The sequence below is a fragment of the Bacteroides uniformis genome, assembly GCF_025147485.1.
GTDB classification, from domain to species: domain Bacteria; phylum Bacteroidota; class Bacteroidia; order Bacteroidales; family Bacteroidaceae; genus Bacteroides; species Bacteroides uniformis.
Window position 1 is genome coordinate 1,021,209 of sequence record NZ_CP102263.1, and the last position, 20,925, is coordinate 1,042,133.

Genomic DNA, 20,925 nt, shown 5'->3' on the forward strand with positions numbered 1-20,925 from the left:
CTTTTTAAAAATCCACTGCAAGTCCAAAATTCACAGCCCGTTGAATAGGATACCAATTATCAGATTCCGGATCAATTGTGTGATTAATCTTATCCCATGTATAAAGGTTAGTTCCGTTTACAAACACTCTGAGATTATTGATCTTCAATTTACTTACAACTTTCTTTGGCAAAGTATAGCCAACTTCCAGATTCTTCAAACGCAAATAACTAGCATCTTTCTGCCAAACCGTCGACCGCCGCATACTTTGTACATTAAAGCCATCCGTAACCACCGGATATTTTGCTGCACCAGCAGTTTCAGGTGTCCAACGATTGTCATAAATTTCCTTGAATACATTGAAAAAGCCCATACCACTAGCAAATGGCCAGAAAGTACGATCTTCGAAGAAAGTACTCGTACGAGCAGCACCTGTAAAATAGGCACTCAAATCAAATCCCTTATATTCAATCGTACCACCAAATCCAAAAACCAATTCTGGTTCACGAGTATAACCTATTGCGCATTGGTCATTTGAATCAATAATATTATCTCCATTGATATCCTTATATTTCACATCTCCCGGTATTGGACGTCCACCCAATAAAGACTGGTCATACCAATTGTCAATATCTTCTTCTGATTCAAAAAATCCAGCAGCTACCAAACCGAACGGTTGACCGATAGGATGTCCTATCTCGGACAAATTTGAATAGAGTGGATCGGCTTTATCATTTTCAAGTACTTTACTACGAGCAAATGTTACATTCCCGCGTAATGAATAGAACAATCCGGAAGAAGTACGATCTTTAAATTCCAACAATGCATCAAAGCCTTTATTTTCTGCTTTTCCCAAATTACCCCATAAAACACTTGCAGCCAAGAAACCTGCTCCCGTTGGTACAGATTGGCGTTGCATTAAAATACCCTTTCTTTTTTCATAGAAAAAATCCATCTGTAAACTAAAACGGTCTTTCCACAAACCTAAATCAAGTCCTAAATTCGTTTTAACCGCAGTTTCCCAAGTAACATTGTTGTAGCCAATCTTAGATTCAATAATACCGGGCCATCTAATTTGATCTTGTCCAAAATAGTACACTTGTTCCCAATTCTGATCCATCTTTGTCAAATACAAAAAACGATCACCACCAATTTGGTCATTACCAACTTCTCCATGTGAAAATCTTAATTTCAAATTGCTTACTAAATTATCTTTCCAAAAAGATTCTCCAGAAACTAACCATCCTAAAGATATAGCAGGGAAGAAGCCCATTCGCTTTCCTTTCGGAAAGTTCTCTGATCCATTATAGCCCGCATTAAATTCTATAAAGTATCGCTGTGCATAGTCATAAGTCGCGCGCATCGCCAAACCTTGACTTCGATAAGGTAAATTCATAATAGAAGTCCCAGCAGACAAATTATCATATTGTCGACGATTTAAAAGTAACATACCTGCAACAGAATGTTTATCGAATGTGCGTTGATAATTTACCGAAAAATCCATATAGATAGCACGATTTGAATTTTGTTCGATACTATACCCCATTGCCTTATCGTCCCGGTGTGTAATATATTGATCTTCTCCAGTTTGTTCATTCTTGCCAATATATTGCTTTATACCAAATTCCTTATATCTCAATGCTTTGTTTGCGTGATAAAAGTCAAAAGAGAAATGCCCCTTCACCGATAGTCCTTTTGTTACTAAACGAGATAAGTCCCAGGTTAAACCTGCTGTAGATTGTATAGTAGTCAAATGCTCATCAGAGTAACCCGTTTGCGTAGATTGTCCCCATGGATTAGAGCCGATATACGTAGGCAGACCACTGATACTTCCATCCGGATTCGTCACAGGAAATGCAATAGGTCCAGTATCACGTAAACCATTAAAGATACCTGCTGCACCAGCACCCGGATAATTACGGTCATCAATAATACCACCAACACCCAGCTCTACAACCAAGTCTCTAGTCAAGTTTATATCTACGTTAGAACGATAATTATATCTGGAAACTTTTGCATTCGTATTATGAGGATTACTTTTATCCGTTTTATATATACCTGTCTGCATTGAATATCCCAAATTCACGTAATACCGTACTATTTCATTACCGCCAGTTACACTCAAATTGTTTATTGTCTGATATGAATTTTTATTAAGAACCTTATCTATCCAATCCACATTCGGATATAAATAAGGATCTGAACCTGTACGGAATTTCTCCAACTCTTCATTAGACCAACGAGGAGCCTTGCCCACATTAGCCAATCCCTCGTTCATTAATGAGGCATATTCATAACCGTCAATATAATTACGCTCGGCCAAGCTGGAAAGAATAGCAGATTCTGTTCGGAACGAGACTTGAGGCTTACCTTGCTTACCTCTCTTTGTATTAATCAGAATAACGCCATTAGCACCTTTCACACCATAAACAGCAGTTGCCGAAGCATCCTTAAGTACAGACAAACTTTCGACTTCATCTGGATTTACTGAACTTATAGACCGCTCAATACCATCTACTAAAACCAAAGGTGCCTTTTCTCCCCAAGTTGCAATACCACGAATATAAATAGACGCTGCATCAAATCCTGGTTCACCAGATGTCTGTCGTGTTATAATACCTGGCATGCGACCAGAAAGCGCATTTGGTAGTGAAGTGGTTGCAGTTTGCTTAATAGCTTTAGGAGCAATGTTGGATATAGATCCTACTACACTGACCTTTTTCTGAGTACCATACCCTACCACCACAACTTCTTCCAATTGAGTATCTCCCTCTTTCATTATGATTTCCAGATTCTCTTTTCCATTAACTGGCAGTTCAAGATTTCCAAAGCCAACATAAGTAAACAACAATACACCGTCACTAGGAGCTTCTAATGTAAATTGTCCATTAGCATCAGTAATCGTACCGATAATTGTTCCTTTTACTACAACATTTACACCAGGAAGAGTAATACCAGCCTCATCCTTTACGATACCTGTAACTTTAATCCTTTGAGAAGGAGACATAAAAGCAACATTGTCAGTGTCAAAGGAAACAGATTCACCTAATACATTCAAGGGAAATGCCAAACACCCTATAAATGCATACAACTTAAAATTCCAAAGAAAACTCTTTTGAATTTCTGTTCGAACGCTTTTGTTTTTCATAATTTTAAATACCATATTTTTAGTTCAACAAAGAAGTAGATATAGTAATTTACCCATACCTATTACTAAGAGCAAAAGTAGACTATAGAACAGTATTTCGATGAAACAAATGTCTCATTAAATACCATAAACATCCCCTTAAGGAGAAAAAAATAGAATTTTTTTCCTATACAGAACTAATAGGAACTTTGTTGTTTCTTATCAGAATACACAATATATTCCCATGAACGCAATAATGCATTAACATTCTGTTTATCAACCACTACCTTGATATTATGTTTTCCATTGGGCAATTGATAATTCCAGAAAAGATCTAAACGACGATAACGGAAACTTGTTGGAAACTCAGCTTCCTCTACAAAATGATTATCAATATAAAGTTTTGCTTTTATAATATCATCCGGTTGACTATAGTCCCTACGAATCGCCTCACCCCTAATTACAAAACCAACCCCATCTATGTCAAAAGATAAAGTATCAATATCTGTACAGTTCAATCCTTTCTTAACCAGCGGATACACTCCTTCAAAACATTGTTCTAAACGTACAGCAGTAGGCTTTTGTATCGGTAGCATTACCTGATTGTCAAACACCGTCCCTCCATTTTTCTCTATCATTAGAAGAGCATGTCTATAACTAATAGCATATAAATCATCTAAACTCAATGAAGTATATTTAAATTTCTTGGCTTCTGCTCCTCTCAAACCTTGCATCCAATATTCCGGAATCTGACTATAGCCCAGCATCACACCTAAAATACCACCGGCAGAAGAAGGATTACAATCAGAATCTTGCCCAGCACGTGTAGATATTTCCATTGTTTTAGTAAAATCTCCATTACCATACAACAAACCAAGAACAATATAAGCTGCATTTATCTTTGCATCAATATCTAATGGTACAAAAACTCCATCAGGACATCCAACTTCTTCCGAATAATGTTTCTGCAATTCAAACCATGTCTGTTTCCAATCATCCGGGTATTGTTTATGCCATTTTATTACATCCGAAATACATTGATAGAATGTACTTTCAATAGGTATGGTTTTCAAAGCTTCCTCCACAATATACTGAATATCATTTGATATAAAAGCCAAACTATACATCGCACCCACATATACTCCACCATACCAACCATCACCATAACACATAATATGTCCAATCTTATCGCTAATCTCAGAAGCAGAATTTGGCATACCTGGATTCATCAAGCCAGCAAAATCAGCTTCAATCTGATAATCTATATCATCCGCATGGGGATTAAACAACCAATGCCCAGACTCCTTTACCCCATGTAAAATATTGTATCTAGCAGCCTGATTAGCATGCCACAAATTATAGTCTGCCGTCGCAAATGCAATGGCAAAAGAATCAACAGGAGCGTCTAGTCCAACTCTTTCCAATACATCTACAAATGTCAAATCCATATAAATATCATCATACAAATCGGGCCAAGAATCCATTAACTCTTGTACATAGCCTTCATGCCATGGGATAGACTGATAATCTTGTATAAATGTTCCCTGATATCTGAACTCCGTATGACTGCCAAAACTAACTCCAATGGTTTGTCCTGCCCATCCTCCTTTTATTTTATCCAAAAGTTGGCTTGTAGACATGGTATTTGTAACTGACGAAGATTGTTGGTGGCAAGAAGTCATTGTTCCTCCAGCCAAAAACAAGATTAATACAATAACTAATTTTTTTCCGATTGTTTTCATAATATTATCTCATAAGTATTCTGCAAATCCAATAGCCTATAGTATTCTATTGCGCATAAATTCAATTACTTCTTTTTGATAAGGAATCGAAACTTGCGCTCCAATTCTTGTGACAGACAAAGCAGCAGCTGCTGTTGCAAACTGTACACAATCCTGTAAATCTACTCCTTCCACCCACTGAGCTACAAAAGCACCACAGAACGTGTCACCAGCTCCTGTCGTATCTACTGTATTCACTACATATGAAGGAATCTGTTTCTCCATCTCATCCGAAACAATAACCGACCCCTTTTCTCCCAATGTCAGAATTACGACTTGTCCTACTCTTCTCAATAGACTTCGAGCAATACCTATCGGTTCCGAAAAGTCCAATGACTGTCCTGCTATAAGCATAGCCTCAGTCTCGTTCAGAATAAGAATATCCACTTTCTCCAGGATATAAGAAGGTATCTGCTTGGCCGGAGCTGGGTTCAAAATGATTTTAGTGTCAACAGTATGAGCATACTCAATCAACGAAATCACCGATTCATAAGGAATCTCCAGCTGCAGCACCAATGCATCCGCTTCTTTTATAACTGGAAGAATAGTATCCATTCTTTCTCCTCGCAATAAATTATTTGCCCCTGGAGCCACAGCAATGCAATTCTCTCCATTTTCCGCAACAAAAATAAAAGCAATCCCAGTAGAGTGTCTCACACACTTCTGAATATAATCCACATCAATTCCACTATCTACAAAAGAGGTTATAAGTGTATCTGCATAGGCATCATCTCCCAGACAAGAAATAAATGAGACATGTCCTCCTGACCGGGCAGCAGCAATTGCCTGGTTAGCTCCTTTGCCTCCATATGAAAGGCAATATTCTGCATCTCCTATTGTCTCACCCGGTTCAGGCAGGTGACTGACGCGGGCAATCAAATCAACATTCGTGCTACCGACCACAACTATTTTCTTACATTTTTCCATTTCATCATTAGATATATAAATTACCATTTAAAGTCCCGCATAAATAATCAAACCGATTCCAGACAAGAACAGAATGAACATACATGTCAGTAAAGTTCTGTTTATTTTAGGACCTCCCACAAATTCTTTCCAAATAAATACGCCCCAGAATGCAGCCACCATCGTAGCACCTTGTCCCAATCCATATGAAATGGCTGCACCGGCTTTTTCCGTAGCCAACAAACTGAACAGATTGCCAATACCCCAGATTATACCACCCAATATTCCTACAGCATGCAGACGGAAACTACCAGCAAAATAATCCCCATAAGATGTAGATGTACCGACAAAAGGACGCCTCATGGCGGCTGTATTGAAAATGAAGTTACTGGTGAAAATACCAATAGAAAAAATCACCATTGCTGTATAGGGGGTCATCTTACCGACTTCAGGACATTCAAAATTCTGCAAATCCATAGAACTTGCAATAAAGCGGAAAAAGAAAGACATCATAATACCTGCCACTATAGCTATCACAATACCTTTTGTTTTTTGTTGCTCCCCACCTTTTCCCATATTCTTATAGGCCCAAGCATTAAAGACAATCGCCACAATCACCAGCAGAACTCCTAAGAAAAGGAATACCGGACTACCTTGCGGTGCATTAAAATAATTAATGAATACTCCCAGAACCAAAGCCAGCCCTACTCCCAATGGAAAGGCCACAGACATACCTGCAATAGAAACAGAGGCAGAAAGTAGAATATTGGAAAGGTTGAATATGACACCCCCGATAAGAGCCGAAGCCAGATTAGATGCGTCAGCCTGCAACAAATCATCAACAAAACCTCGTCCCAATTCCCCTACGCTCCCCATTGTAAACGCAGCCAGAAGTGACAAAAGTAACACACCTATTACATAATCCCAATAGTAGAGTTCGTATCGCCAGACACGACTGCCCGCCAGCTTCTGGGTATTGCCCCAAGACCCCCAACACAGCATTGTTATAAAACAAAACACTACTGCCAACGAATAATTTTCAATGATAAACATAGTATTAGAATTGATTTATTAGAATTAAATACTCAAACAGTTACTGACCACAAAATTAACCTGCAAAAAGGATTTAGCATATAATAAATGTCCCAATAAATAATACAAAAGTCTCAATCCCATTCCAAACTATTTCACATCTTATATCCTGAGACTATTTTACCTTTTCTACAGTCAAATAGTCCAATCCTATCAATGAATTAACTGCCTTTTCATTTTTATCCAGCTGTACAAGTTTCAAGAAATTCTCCCCTTTCTTCAGCTCCAATATACCTAGTTCAACTGTCATCATGCTCAACTTTGAATTATAAGTATCAACAGAGGGAAGAACCGGACTTTCATTTACCTCAACAGAAAAGCGACCATAATCTGGGGCAATCGTAAACCTGCACTTTACCGAATATTTTCCTCCCTCATCAACCACAAAACCTAAATTAGCACAATCTCCTTTCCTACTTTCTCTCCATATAAACTGTACTCCATTACTCCAATTCATCTCAGGAATACACTGCGTTCGTTCCATGCCACCAGTTACAGAAATATTCATAAATTCTCCCTCCACTTTTCCATTTTTGTCAACAGAGTTACTCACCAGGTCATTCTTATGCTTCGCTATATCAATTACAGCCATCTTTTCTTCTGGTTTCCGGTTCGTTTTTCCTCCCGGAAGCATATACCAATAAGTAGTCGGTGCGTAATTGACATATGTCGCACTCTGATGCCAAAATTCCATATCAAAAACAAGAGATTTCTTAAACGTTATGCCATCCAACCCACGATATCTCAAATTTGCCACGTGTCCAGGCTGATAAGCTCCTGTGCCATCGGGTTGGGCAATAAAAGGATGTTCAAAGAAATTTGGCATACACCAAGCATAACCGTAATAATCCTCCGTCCCGGTCCCAAAATGTGACGGGAAACTTTCTCCATCAATATATACCTTTTCATCCCCTTCACCCCACCAATCACCAACTGTATTAAAGATTGTTATAGCATCACCAACATAAACACCTTGACCAGTTAAAGTTACAAAGTTTATGTCTTCTGCATCCAATGTCCCATTGATACTCTTATGTAACCCTGTATATTTACGATGATATTCCATCCAGCCTACGCCGAAATACATGGTTCTCTCATTCCATTCCCAATCAGACGAATAAACAGTAAGAGATGTACTCACTACTTCAGTTCTCAAATTCTCCAGAGAAATTTCACATTTATCTTTATACGGCATCACCCAATAACAAGTCATCATAGAATCTTTGCTTACAGTAGTATAAAACGAACTATAAGGCGAAAGACGATTACCCGTTCCATAAAAATCACCAACCGGACACCAAACTGTCTGATTACCATCAAAAGTAATTCTAAGTATCACGGAACGTAAAGCTTGAGCCAAATCATCAGCAGATAGTTTAAGTTGTATACCACGTATAGCTCCTCCACCCTCTAGAACAATCCGATTCTCTCCCGATAAATTCGTAATAGCCTTATCCCCAGATACTTTTTTTTGATATTTTCCTTCAAGAATAGGTTGTTCCATCAGTTCTCTCTGTGTACCATCAAGTACATCAGCTTCCTTTTTCAAATCATCCAAAGTAAATGTTTTTACAATACTTCCCTTATCATATGTGCGATAGTTTACACTATAAAAGAAGTTCTCTCCGGGTGGACGATTCCCTGCTGCAGTGATACCAGGAGTTTCATAAGTAATCTTGCAATGCTTTGCATAAGGAATCGGTAAATACAAATCATGTCCCCGTTGTTTATAAGGAGTCAAAGGAGATACAGACGTAGATATAGGCGCATCTGCCAGAAAGTGACCACTGATAAGACTCAGTACCTCACCTTCAATAGCTGGTATATCCGAATCATCCAAATAAAAACGTAATATACCGTTATCATTATAGTTGGCCACCGTAATCCATATACGTACTACAGCACCAGGTCCTTCTGCGTCAAACATAACAAATTCCCTACGTCCATCCTTTTCTTCCGTACGAAGAAACTGGCTAAAATCCCAATTAGCAAACCAGTCATAAGAACCTTTCACTGCATGATCTGAGAAACGGTCATAACTGCTGAACTGCCGCACAGTGTAATATGGAGATGGATAATCAACCAATGACTCACGGTTGGTCATCTCCTGCAACAAAGAGGAAAAAGTTATCTCATTACCATTAGCAAACGAAGAAAGTATAAACACCTGCATCAGCAAGACCAAAAAGAATTTACTACATGTCATTATTTGTCATGATATTAAAATTATACCAGATATTTTCTATACCAATACATAAGCTCCCTTACAGTCCATACATAGTCTTAGTCAGTATCCCGACGTCAAACGTTGGGGTGTATTCAAATATTTATGGACTACCGGATCTTCCAGTGCCTCTGGAGTATTCACAATAGACATCGGAATATAATACGAATCAGCCATATCAGTGAGCTGCTCAACAGACTGTTTCCCTTCACGGTATGTCAAATCAAACTCAAAATTCATTTCACCGGGAGAATCTACACAGAAGTTAACTACCCATAAGTTATTGTAAAGCATACCATAAAGTTCATTTTCTTTTTTAGGAGCATCCTGCAATCGCATCCCCATATGATGTCCTCCAAAACTGACAATTGGAACGTCTCCTGACGACCAGATCCGTGCACCATCCTCCGCTTCATATTTCACCCAGCTGTCTATAACAAAAAAGTCCTTGCATGAGTTAGGTATTTGTTCTTTGTACAGTTCATAAGGAATTCCTCCATTGGTAGCAACCGGTTGTCTACAATCCTGAGGAAAAGGAAACTTAGCATAGAATACTTCTGGTGCTATTGATGAAATTCTGTCAAAGAAAATATTAACCTTCGCTCTCGGAACCTCTTTGAAAATCTCAACCTGACGGTTCATATTCTTCACCCTTGGATGTTCCATATCCTGCGAAACAATCCATGAATAAGGTGTTTCTCTCACTTTAGCCTTACTTTTCGGTTTTGCCCACTCCATTCTAGTAATCTCATTGAACTTCTCTATACGTTGTGCTTCATCCATATGCATATAGATATCACCTTGAGACCATCTGTCCATATCATTGAAGTGTACTACCATGAAGTCGGCAAGCCCTTCCGTAAACAACGGTTCATCCATACCTTTCCAGCGTGCAGATGTCACCCAACCGTTCTTATCAAAAAATAACTCCGGCAAATCTATTTTCTTATCAATAATCTCTACCTCCGAGGTATCAAGTGCAAAACGAGTAAACGAATTAGCCGGCATATCAGATACCCAAAACCATGCCTCAGTTCCTCCGGGAATCGCCTCACGACTAGTATTAAGATTCTCATCAACTACCCAGCGCCAAACATAATCTCCCTCTTTAAACAAAGGATATGACTTTCCATTCTCCAAGTTTCGTACAGATTTATAGTCTACCTCCCTAAAACCGGTAACATCCAGTTTAACCCATCCTGTATAAGATGCATTTGCCGCATTAACAACATACAAACCAGCATCTGCCTGCGCGAACTTATTACGTGCCAGTTGTGCCAGTAAATATTTTCCCCGCTCCCACGGACGATAAGCAAAACCATTCTTTTCATTCAGCTGTCCTTGCGTATATAAACTATAAGGTGCCTCTGAAGTCTCATTAGAACCATATGTATGTTCAAAATAACGGCATAACAAACGGTTAATCTCTTTCAATTCATCTTTAGCTCCACTATTCAGTTCTCCCCATACTGGCGAACTGATCGCTTTTGTATGGTAAACAGCACGACGTGCCACTTCCATCTCGCGTGGCATAGCTGCACCACCAAAAGCCCACCAATCTTGCCACTCACCTTCGAAAGTTCTCAATTGATTTCCAATCTCCTTTTCTATATTCCTCATCGCCTCACCTGCTGTTTTCATACGCAACATAGGCTTGAAACCCATCTCATTCCATTTTTTGATAAAAGCAAGCAACTGTGGCATAGGACCATCATTATCACATCTCCACTCATTGGTAAAAGTCAATGTAAGGAAGGGGTAATCGTACCCTTTTTCTCTCAAATCCTTCAAGCGTTTCACACACACATCATATGCTCCATGCATAGATACATCATCAGTCTGTAGAATATTACCATTGCGCGGCCATGATGTTTGCGTATTGGCATATTCCCGCTGTTGTAAACGCCACTCCTTTTCCGCAAAGAAAAGATAACCTTGCCAATAAGGATATCCTGACCAAACCAAAAGTTTTCTATCATCAGGCATTTTCCACCAAAAAGCACCAGGTTGCTCTACCGGAGAACCACCCCAATGCGGATTAATGCCAGTCCAGATATAATGTATGTCACGGTCAAGTAACCTTGTTGCTGCTGCACGTGGGAAACCATTCACATCATGTTGCATACCCACTTCAATATCCAATTGAGACCACATATCTTTAGGAATCCAGTCAAACATCTCATCCCATTGTTCCTTATTGGCATAAGGGTGTATATGAAAAGGCATAGCATTGATTCCAATCTGTTTGTTTTCAATCATGTCTAGCATTGATTCCCGTCTGTCCTCAGAAGCTGAATTCCACCATGAGTAAAATGGATCTAACGCTTCTACTGTCCATGCAAACCGATTCTCCGGAATTTCATCTTTGGTCTTCAATGCCAAATCCAATGCCACATCAATAAAACGTTTATGCAAATCAACAGCAATCAATGCATGGTCAGTATAGCCATAATCAGTATGTGTGATATGAACAATATCAATATACTTAAATCCTAGTGTGTCTTTTCCCTCTACACTGCTCTCTACCGTATTTTCCGTTGTGTTTTGACAACTGCAAACCAAGGCGCCCAAAAGGAACAGTGCACCGATAAATAGTTTGTTAACTATACATTTCATAATATTCCGATTTTTGATATTTATTTTTTATTGAAAATACATACTTTACCCTGAGACCTTCCACTTCAGTCCACAAAATCTTTAGGTAATACCCCAAATTGTTTTAAGAAACATTTGGAAAAATAAGAAGGAGAATTGAACCCTACCATATAGCAAATTTCATTGACCCGATTTTCACCATCCTTCAACAATTGGGCTGCACGCTTCAGGCGTTCTATACGCAAATATTCATTAGGAGTCAAATCAAGTACTCCCTTTATTTTCCGATAGAAATTAGAACGGCTCATATTCAGCATTTCAGCCATATCCTCCATACTGAACTCCGGACTATGAAGATTAGAAAGAATTATTTCATTCAGCCTTTTAATGAATTCCTCATCAGCCTTTGTCAACGCCATTGTATTGGCAGCCACAAAGGGAGACTTGGCAAAAGTTTGACGTAGCGTTTCTCTATTCTTAATCAAGCTGGCAATCGCAGCCAAAAGATATTCCGGTGAGAAAGGCTTCTCAATATATGCATCAGCTCCTAGCTCCAACCCCTCTACTTTAGACTGTATATTAGTTTTAGCTGTCAATAGGATGATGGGGATATGACTATAATCCAATTTGGATTTTACAGTCTTGCATAACTCAAAGCCATCCATTAGTGGCATCACGACATCACTTACAATCAAGTTCACAAAATTTTCATCCAATATACGCAAAGCCTCTTCTCCATTGACAGCTGTCAGAACGATATACTCATGCGACAACTGCCTACTTACGAAAGAAAGCATTTCCGGATTATCTTCAACTACCAATACAGTATATCTGTTTTCATTATTTTCTTTAAGCTCCTCCCACTTCGCCTGGAGTTCGGCAGAAGGTTCCATATTACTGACATCCCCAGATTCCATCGTAATAGCATTATCTTGGGTGAGTGGTAGAGTAAGGCAAAATATATTTGCGTCTTCTCCCTCCACCATTCGTAAACTTCCCCGATGCAGTTCAGCCAAAGAACGGGAAAGCGCCAGTCCAATACCTGTGCCGGAAACCACCTTTCCATTTTCCTCCCCATTAAAACGGACAAATGGTTTGAATATTTCCTCCTTCATTGTATCCGGTACGATAGGCCCATCATTCACTGTCCGAATATGGAATATTCCATTCTCCACAGCCATATCCGTTTCCAAGAAAATCTGTACATAGCTCTCTGCATACTTCATGGCATTGCTCAACAGATTACTGAGTATCTTGGTAAAAGCTTCTTTATTGACATGCGCGTAGCAAGCCCGTTCAGGTATTTTCAAAGTGAGATCCAGTCCTTTCTGTTTGGCAAGAGAAGTAAATCTCAAATGTGTCTTCTGTACTACTTCCGTTATATTGCATCTAGTGAAATTCAAACTGAATCCTTGACTTTCAGTCTTGCGAAAATCCAATAACTGATTCGTCAGATTCAGTAAGCGTTCCGTATTCTGTTCCATGATATTCAGATCCTCACGAGTTTCCGCATCAACATCTTTTTTTAGAATGATATTTTCCAAGGGTCCTTTAATCAAAGTTAAAGGAGTACGTATCTCATGTGCCACATTCGTAAAGAAATCGAATTTTGCATTATAGATTTCACGTTCTTTCTCCTGCTCGAACTTTTCCATCTGCCTTTGTTGTTTTCTGTTATTCCGCTGCTTCAGATAGAGATAAAGATAGGCAAAGAAAATCAAGAACAGTAATGCATAAACGACATATGCCCAAACAGAAAGGTAGAAAGGCGGCAGAATACGGATATGTAAAGTCGTCTCTTCTTCATTCCATATTCCATCACTATTGCCTGCCTTTACCCGAAACGTATAATCTCCATAATGCAGGTTAGAATAAGTCACCAACGGACTCTCCCCTACAGTCAACCACTCACTATCAAAACCATCCAACTTATACATCAGTTTATTCATCTTCGGAGCCTGATACCCCAAAGCAGCAAGCCGGAAAGAAAAAGAATTTTGCTCCGCACAGAGTAACAACTTATCCGAGAAAGTAATATTTTCCTGTAACGGCGAATTCTCAGCACCAGCCCGCATCTCTTTATTGAAAAGGAGAAAATCGGTAATGACGGCAGAAGGAACATATTTATTTTCCGAGAATGTCTTTGGATTGAAGGCGACAAAACCGTCAATACTACCAAAATAGATAGTACCGTCCTTATCTTTAAAACTGGAACGATAGTTGAATTGGTCACTCGGCAACCCGTTCGCCGTCGTATATACTTTTACCGCTCCTGAAGTTAAATCAAAACGGGCTAAACCATTATTCGTCGTTAACCAGAATACCCCGTCTTCATCTTCTGCAATTTGGTAAACCACATCATTCGGCAATCCATTACCGGTATCATAGCGTGTAAAGTTTTCTGTTTCCGGATGAAACAGACAGATTCCTCTTCCCTGGGTAGTCAGCCAGACATTCCGGCGTGAATCTTCAAAAACACTCAGAACCTTATTGTTGGAAAGGCTCTTTTCATCTTTTTCATTGTGTACATAATTCTTCCATTCTTTCTTGCTGACATCATAACGAAAAACCCCACAAACATATGTAGCCAACCACAAGTTTCCACTGGTATCTTCCTTAATGTCATACACAAATATTCCTACTAATTCCGGAATTATATCAAAACTGTCCGTTTGTCTGTTATAACGCATCAAGCCACATCCTGTCCCAATATAAATGTCCCCTGCAGCAGTCCTGCAAATAGCAAAAACATTATTGTCATTCAAGGAATGTGGGCCGCCGTCATATTGATATGACCTTACAATAGTTTCCGTACGGGTATCAATTACCTTCAGTCCTTTGGAAAAAGTTCCTACCCAAAGCTCATTCTCTACCGAACACAACCCATGCACATTTGTAAAACCAAGACTCTGAGTAAAGAACTTGAATTCCTTCGTCACCGGATCAAACCTATTCAATCCACCATCTTCTGTTCCAATCCATAACTTTCCCTGACTATCCTGGCAGAACTCACGTATCCGTTTCCCATGTAAGCCATCATTCACTCCCTTCGGATAATATCTTTCAAAACAAGTATATGAATGCGGATAGTAATTGATACCTCCAAAATAAGAGCCTATCCAAACGCCACCTTCGCAATCCTTACACAAAGAATAAACTGCATTATCCGACAGTGAATACGGATCATACATAGAACTTTTCAAATGCACATATTTATCTGTTCGAAGATTATAAATATAGATCCCAGACTCACATCCTATCCATAATTCATCGTCAGAAAAAGACATCAACTCACGGCACCATATCCGTTCCCCCGTCTCATCTGTCAACAGCAAATCGCGGACTTTTCCCGAACTAAGATTCATTTCCTTTATACCTCCACCGACAGAAGCTATGTAAAAGCAGTTATAAGCCCCCGGCAGTACCTTCATGAGCGGATCACCTTCAAAGACCTTCTTACCATCAGAAGAGACAAAAGGATGAATCGTCTTGAGTCCGTCTTTTGAATAGAACAATCCGTTTCCATAAATCCAAATCGTTTCACTGTTATCAAAAACAACACAATGTACATTCGAAGTCAAAAAAGGGAACTCCTTAAGTGTATGGTTCCTTAATGCCTTTGTCTGCAAATTATAATGGAATATACCCTGGCGTTCTACCGTAATCCATACATCTCCATTTTTGTCTCCAACAATCATGGCTGCAGCATTATCTATGGTAGTACCTTCATCACTTAACTGTTTGAAAGGCTCAAAAACATCTCTTTCCGGATAATATATATACAATCCCATATCCGTACCCACCCAAATATTGCCTTCCACATCTTCATATAGAGCAAGTATATAGTTGTTCCCAAGACTATGCTCATCTGTCCTATCATATTTGAATATCTTAAATGACGAACCGTCATAGCGGTTTAGACCGTCTTTGGTTCCAAACCACATAAAGCCGGCTTTATCTTGTAGAATATCGTATACTGTATTTTGAGATAGCCCGTCCCGGATAGTAAGACTATTAAGATAATAGTGCTCCCCGATTGTTTGTGCATAACAAGTGAAAAAACATATCAGGCATATAAAAGCTATCAGCATTTTCTTCAGATTCGTGTTCTTCATCGCTCTATTATTTAGACCTCAAATATAGGCCATTTTGCCAACGAACGATAAAAAATGCGTCCCAATGAATGAAAGATTCGTCCTATCCCCCTCTATCTCGCTAGATAAGGGGGATTTAGAGCTGCAATATTTCCTACTTCTTTTCTATCCGAATGCGCGCATCCACCGCTATCACCTGCTTTTCAGTCGCCAACAATGGATTGATATCCATCTCCTTGATTTCCGTTGCAAAGCGCAGCAAGGTGGAAAGCCGTACAATAATTTCGGCAAATTTATCTTCATTCACTCCCTTCTGCCCACGCGTACCTTTGATAATCTTATAGGCACGCAACGAGTGAATCATGGAGTAAGCCTCCTCGTAGGACAACGGTGCAAGACCGGAAGATATATCCTTCAGCACCTCCACAAAAATACCGCCCAGGCCGCAGAGTACCACATGTCCGAACTTCTCTTCATATTTGGCACCGATAAACAATTCCGTCCCTTTCAACATCGGCTGCACCATGATAGCACTAGCTTCGGGAATCTGCATCATACGGTCGAATTCCAATGCCAAATGCTGTTCACTCTTGATATTGAGCACAACACCGCCCACATCCGACTTATGCACCGGCCCCACCACCTTTGCCACCACCGGGAACCCCGTGCGACGCGCAAAGGCAAGCACTTCTTCCTTGTTGTCCGAAACAAACTCCTCCACAATAGGAATACCTGCAGAGCGGAGCAATGCCTGCACATAGTGCGGGGCGATATAACCGTCCGCAGGAATGGAATCTATAATCCGGCGGATACGGGGAACATCCACTCCAAAGAGCTCGATTTCATTATTGGCAGGCCGCGGGGCATTCATTATCCGCGAAAGTGCCGTGCCGAGAGTCACCTCATCGGCAAAGTTCACATGGCCCTTTGCCAGGAAAGCGGCAACCTCGGCTCCCGCCGTATTGATGGAAGGAAGAATCGGAAAAATCGGCTTCTTGCAATGCAGCATCTTCTCGTGCAGCACATCATACATTTCAAACATGGTCACCAGCCCCGGAGTGCCGAAAATAGCCATTACAGCATCAATATTGTCAAACTTCTCCTCACAATACTCCAGACAGAGGCACAGATGTTCCGGCGTACCCGTAGCCAGAATATCAATGGGATTCCCCACAGCCGCACCGGGGAAAAGCTTACCCTTAAGTTCCTCCGCCACCGGTCCTTCCAGTTTCGGAACATTCAGTCCGCCCTTGCTCAATGCATCGGTCAGCATCACTCCCGGACCGCCGGCATGGGTAATGATGGCGAAGTTTTTCCCTTTCAGTTCCGGCAGTGTGAAGATACAACCTACGGTCGTCAGCTCCTCGCGCGAATAGCAACGCACAATACCCGCCTTACGGAACAAGGCCTCTACCGCCGAATCGCTACTGGCAATGGCCCCCGTATGCGAACTCGCCGCCCGGCTGCCGCTTTCGCTACTGCCCGCCTTGATGGCCGCAATCTTGCAGCCCTTCTTGATGAGCGAGGATGCATGAAACAGCAGACGGTCGGGGTCACCGATACTCTCTATATAAAGAAGTTTTATTCTGGAATCCGCTTCCGGATTGAAGTGTTCGTCCATGTATTGCAACACATCCTCCACGCCGATTTGCTTGGCATTGCCCACAGACCATACAGAGTTGAATTGCAATCCCTTGGTCACGGCGCTCTCCAATATGAACACCGCTGTGGCACCGGAGCTGGAAATCAGGTCCACCCCTTGCGGATGCAGTTGCGGGATGGGCTGGCTGAATACACTGTGATGCCACGAGTTCATAAAACCGATACAGTTGGGGCCTATCAGAGAGGCTCCATACCGGTTCACCGTTTCCAGTATGCGATCTTCCAGCACAGCACCCTCATGGGTCTCCTCACCAAAACCGGCAGAAAGGATAATGAACGCCTTCACCTGCTTCTCCGCAGCAAGCATCTCCACCGCATCGGGACAAAGCGCGGCAGGTATGGCAAGGATGGCAAGGTCCGTATCGGGAATGTCCTTCACATCCGCAAAGGCAGCAACACCCTGCACTTCAGTCTCTTTCGGATTCACGGCACGAAGCTCACCGGTATATCCGCCGCTAAGCAGATTTTTCAGGATAGCCCCTCCGGGTTTGTGTACATTGTTGGATGCCCCCACTACCACAATACTGGCCGGGTGAAGTAATTGGCTTGTTATCATAGTCTGTTTTACATTAAGTTAATGATTCATGCACAAATATACATTTTCCATACATAAAAGCAATCGGTAAAAGAGAAAATAAGCTTAATCCCTTTGCAAAATATAAATAAGTTTACGGAAGTATATATATTTGTGCCATCAATAACAATACGCAGAAAACTACCCTATATGGAAAGCCGTGTCAAAGAGATAGATTATCTGAAATGCATCTTCATCACCCTGATGATTATCTTCCACCTTGTATATATAGGCGACAAGTATCCGTATGCGAAACAAATCGTCTATACGTTCCACATGTCCGCTTTCCTGATTATTTCGGGCTATCTGGCCAATAACCGGAAGGATGCCCGAAGCTTTCTCCGCAAGTTTCTATGGATTTTCATTCCGTATGCCTGCATGGAGGCGGCCTATACGGTGATGTCGCATTTCCTGCCCGTACGCGAAAGTGTAGATGCCATTACTCCTACCGTATTGCTCGACAAGATATTCCTCCATCCGATGGGGCCTTACTGGTATCTGCATACACTGATTCTGTGCAGCCTCATCTATTATATCACATTCCGCTATGTAAGGCTGTCGGTTGTCTCCCGGCTGGTTGTGACCGGTGTCTGCCTGTTTGCCCTTTCCCATTGGGGAGGATTGATGAACTTCTCCAATGCCCTCTATTTCCTTATCGGCATGACAGTGAGCCAAAGCGGGCTTCGTTTTACACAAGTCTTTCGCGCCACAACCTTCGCCATTGTTCCATTCGTAATACTATGCTGTTTTCCCGCCAATCTGGATAGGGGTACTCTGGCAGGAGTCGCCATCACCTGGCTTTCCATCAGCCTGCTGTTGGTAGCCTACGGCTATCTGCCGGTACAAGCCAAACGGCTTTCCTTCTTTATAGGGCGCAATACGCTGGTCATACTCCTTTTCTCACCCATTTTCACCATTCTGTCCAAGGCGTTTCTGCCCGTGTTCGCCTTCGACCCTACGGGGATGCTGTTCCTTGTCACTGCCACCGCCTTCACTCTTAGCGGCTGCATGGGTATGGCGTGGGCTATGGACAAGATGCACGTTTCCAGATTCTTCTTCGGGAAGAGGACTATATTGTGCTGAGACGGTTCACGTCTTCGCCCACAAAGGGAAGTTTCACCACAAACTCCTTTTCGTCCTTAAGAATCTCCACCAGCGTGCCGTATAGGGCATACTGCCGCTGCAGGTTCTTCAATCCCGCTCCGTTACTGGCCACATAGTTGCGCAACTGAAGATTGTTGCGTACCGTAATCCTTTCGTTTCCTATGGATATATGGACTATCAGCGGCGACTTCTTTGTACTGATATTATGCTTCAAGGCATTCTCCACAAGCATCTGTATGCTGGCAGGAATGACGAGACAATGATGATTCCGCAAATCATCTTCTATCTCCACATGCAGCGCATCGCCAAAGCGGATATGCTCCAGGTATAAATACGACTCTACGAACGACAGTTCTTCCTGCACGGTCACCGTAGCTCTGCCATGCGTAGTGAGCAGATAACGGTACACCGTAGACAGCTTCTTGGCAAACCGGTTCGTCTTTTCGGTATCCTGATAAGCAAGGGAGGCAAGGACATTCAGACTATTGAATAAGAAATGAGGATTAATCTGGTTTTTCAGCACCTCGAACTGATACAGCGCCTTCTCCTTCTCGATGACAGCCATCTGCTTCTCCATCTCCGAACGTTGCAGGCTATAGAAGAATATCTCTATCTGCAGAACGATAATCCAGTTCCACGGCACTACCGGCAGGGAGTTTCTCAGGATATGCCAGAAATTTCCATGCCCGCCCATCAGCAGGAAGTTCAAGATGTACGTCAACAGAACAGCCAGTGCAGTGGTCAACACAATATCCACCAGAATCCTCACCGCATTGTTGCGCTGTTTCAGTCTTTTATATATCAAGTTGATAACCCCAAAGTCGATGAACCCCAGCCCTATGCACAAAGGAAGATTCAGAAAGAACTGCACCATGATATTCGCATACCACGGCTTACCGCTGATGACGTTATAAACGCACCCTATGACAAGCAACGAGACGGAAACCGTCAGTATAAAAAGGAATATGTATCTCTTATGCCTCATAACTTATAACTCATACCACTCCGTCCACCCATTTCAAGAAATCGGCCACGCGACTGCGGCTCACCAATACCTCGTGCGGGCACTCCGGCTCGAAGTAAAGCTTCAAGCGACTGCCGAAGTACCTGGAACTCTTCCGGATGGACCTAATGTTGGATATGCAGCTCCTTGAAACCCTAAAGAAAACATCCCTATCCAGCATTCCCTCCAACTGGTCCAGCGAGTAGCTGATGATATACCGTTTCCCGGAGAAGAGGTGCAGATAAGTCAGCTTGTCCTCACTATAAAAGAAAGCGACATCCGGAGTTTCTACGTAGCGGAAGGTATCGCCCACCTGCACCAGAAAACGGTTCTTCTTGTTGGCTGCCAAGTAGCCGAGTTCCAGTTACCGATATTCGGGAGCCGCAGAACGGAGGGCACTGTTGCGCTCGAACTTGCACAAGGCTGCTTCTAGGTCGCTTTCTTCAATGGGTTTCAGCAGATAGTCGATGCTGTTTACCTTGAAAGCCTTGATGGCATATTCGTCGTAGGCGGTGGTGAAGATAACGGGCAAATCGACGGGACACTGCTCGAATATCTCAAAGCTCAACCCGTCGGACAAGCGGATATCTACAATCATCAAGTCCAGGCTACCCTGACGCAAGAGCAGTACAGCCTGCTCCACGCTCTCTGCCCAGCCCGCCAACTGCCAGGAAGGGCGCAGCCGTTGCATCATACGCTTCAGCTCTTCGTAGGCGAAGCGCTCATCTTCTACTAATAAATACTTTACCATACAACATGTCTGTTATTGCGACAAAGATACTAT

At 41.7% G+C, this 20,925-nt stretch carries 10 protein-coding genes and 1 pseudogene; 1 reads left to right on the forward strand and 10 read right to left on the reverse strand.

Going from position 1 to position 20,925, the window contains the following annotated elements; translation table 11 throughout:
- Window positions 1-4: 4 nt before the first annotated feature.
- From NQ510_RS03875 to NQ510_RS03910, 8 genes are all read right to left on the reverse strand, one after another.
- Window positions 5-3,127: a SusC/RagA family TonB-linked outer membrane protein gene (locus tag NQ510_RS03875; protein WP_198136114.1), complete on the reverse strand. Its 3,123-nt coding sequence runs from the start codon at window positions 3,125-3,127 to the stop codon at window positions 5-7.
- A 176-nt stretch (window positions 3,128-3,303) separates the two neighbouring features.
- Window positions 3,304-4,848 (reverse strand): ADP-ribosylglycohydrolase family protein, encoded by a 1,545-nt coding sequence (locus NQ510_RS03880; RefSeq protein WP_005830786.1) that lies wholly within the window; start codon window positions 4,846-4,848, stop codon window positions 3,304-3,306.
- A gap of 36 nt (window positions 4,849-4,884) precedes the next feature.
- Window positions 4,885-5,841, reverse strand: coding sequence for a ribokinase (gene rbsK, locus NQ510_RS03885; protein WP_005830788.1), 957 nt, complete (start codon window positions 5,839-5,841; stop codon window positions 4,885-4,887).
- Window positions 5,842-6,846: a GRP family sugar transporter gene (locus NQ510_RS03890; protein ID WP_005830790.1), complete on the reverse strand. Its 1,005-nt coding sequence runs from the start codon at window positions 6,844-6,846 to the stop codon at window positions 5,842-5,844.
- A 154-nt stretch (window positions 6,847-7,000) separates the two neighbouring features.
- Window positions 7,001-9,091: a glycoside hydrolase family 172 protein gene (locus tag NQ510_RS03895; RefSeq protein ID WP_005830792.1), complete on the reverse strand. Its 2,091-nt coding sequence runs from the start codon at window positions 9,089-9,091 to the stop codon at window positions 7,001-7,003.
- A gap of 81 nt (window positions 9,092-9,172) precedes the next feature.
- Complete coding sequence (locus tag NQ510_RS03900) at window positions 9,173-11,725, reverse strand: hypothetical protein (RefSeq protein ID WP_005830794.1); 2,553 nt, start codon at window positions 11,723-11,725, stop codon at window positions 9,173-9,175.
- Window positions 11,726-11,790: 65 nt separating this feature from the next.
- Window positions 11,791-15,804 (reverse strand): hybrid sensor histidine kinase/response regulator transcription factor, encoded by a 4,014-nt coding sequence (locus tag NQ510_RS03905; RefSeq protein ID WP_175522703.1) that lies wholly within the window; start codon window positions 15,802-15,804, stop codon window positions 11,791-11,793.
- A gap of 148 nt (window positions 15,805-15,952) precedes the next feature.
- Window positions 15,953-18,016: an acetate--CoA ligase family protein gene (locus tag NQ510_RS03910; RefSeq protein WP_005830797.1), complete on the reverse strand. Its 2,064-nt coding sequence runs from the start codon at window positions 18,014-18,016 to the stop codon at window positions 15,953-15,955.
- A gap of 168 nt (window positions 18,017-18,184) precedes the next feature.
- Between NQ510_RS03910 and NQ510_RS03915 the strand changes: the two genes are divergently transcribed.
- Complete coding sequence (locus tag NQ510_RS03915; RefSeq protein ID WP_005830800.1) at window positions 18,185-19,117, forward strand: acyltransferase family protein; 933 nt, start codon at window positions 18,185-18,187, stop codon at window positions 19,115-19,117.
- On the opposite strand, the gene NQ510_RS03920 is transcribed toward NQ510_RS03915, so the two are convergent.
- A complete protein-coding gene (locus NQ510_RS03920) occupies window positions 19,104-20,123 on the reverse strand; it encodes a sensor histidine kinase (RefSeq protein WP_005830803.1) in 1,020 nt (339 codons plus the stop codon). The genes NQ510_RS03915 and NQ510_RS03920 overlap by 14 nt on opposite strands.
- A gap of 10 nt (window positions 20,124-20,133) precedes the next feature.
- Window positions 20,134-20,892: pseudogene (locus tag NQ510_RS03925) on the reverse strand (LytR/AlgR family response regulator transcription factor).
- Window positions 20,893-20,925: the final 33 nt, after the last annotated feature.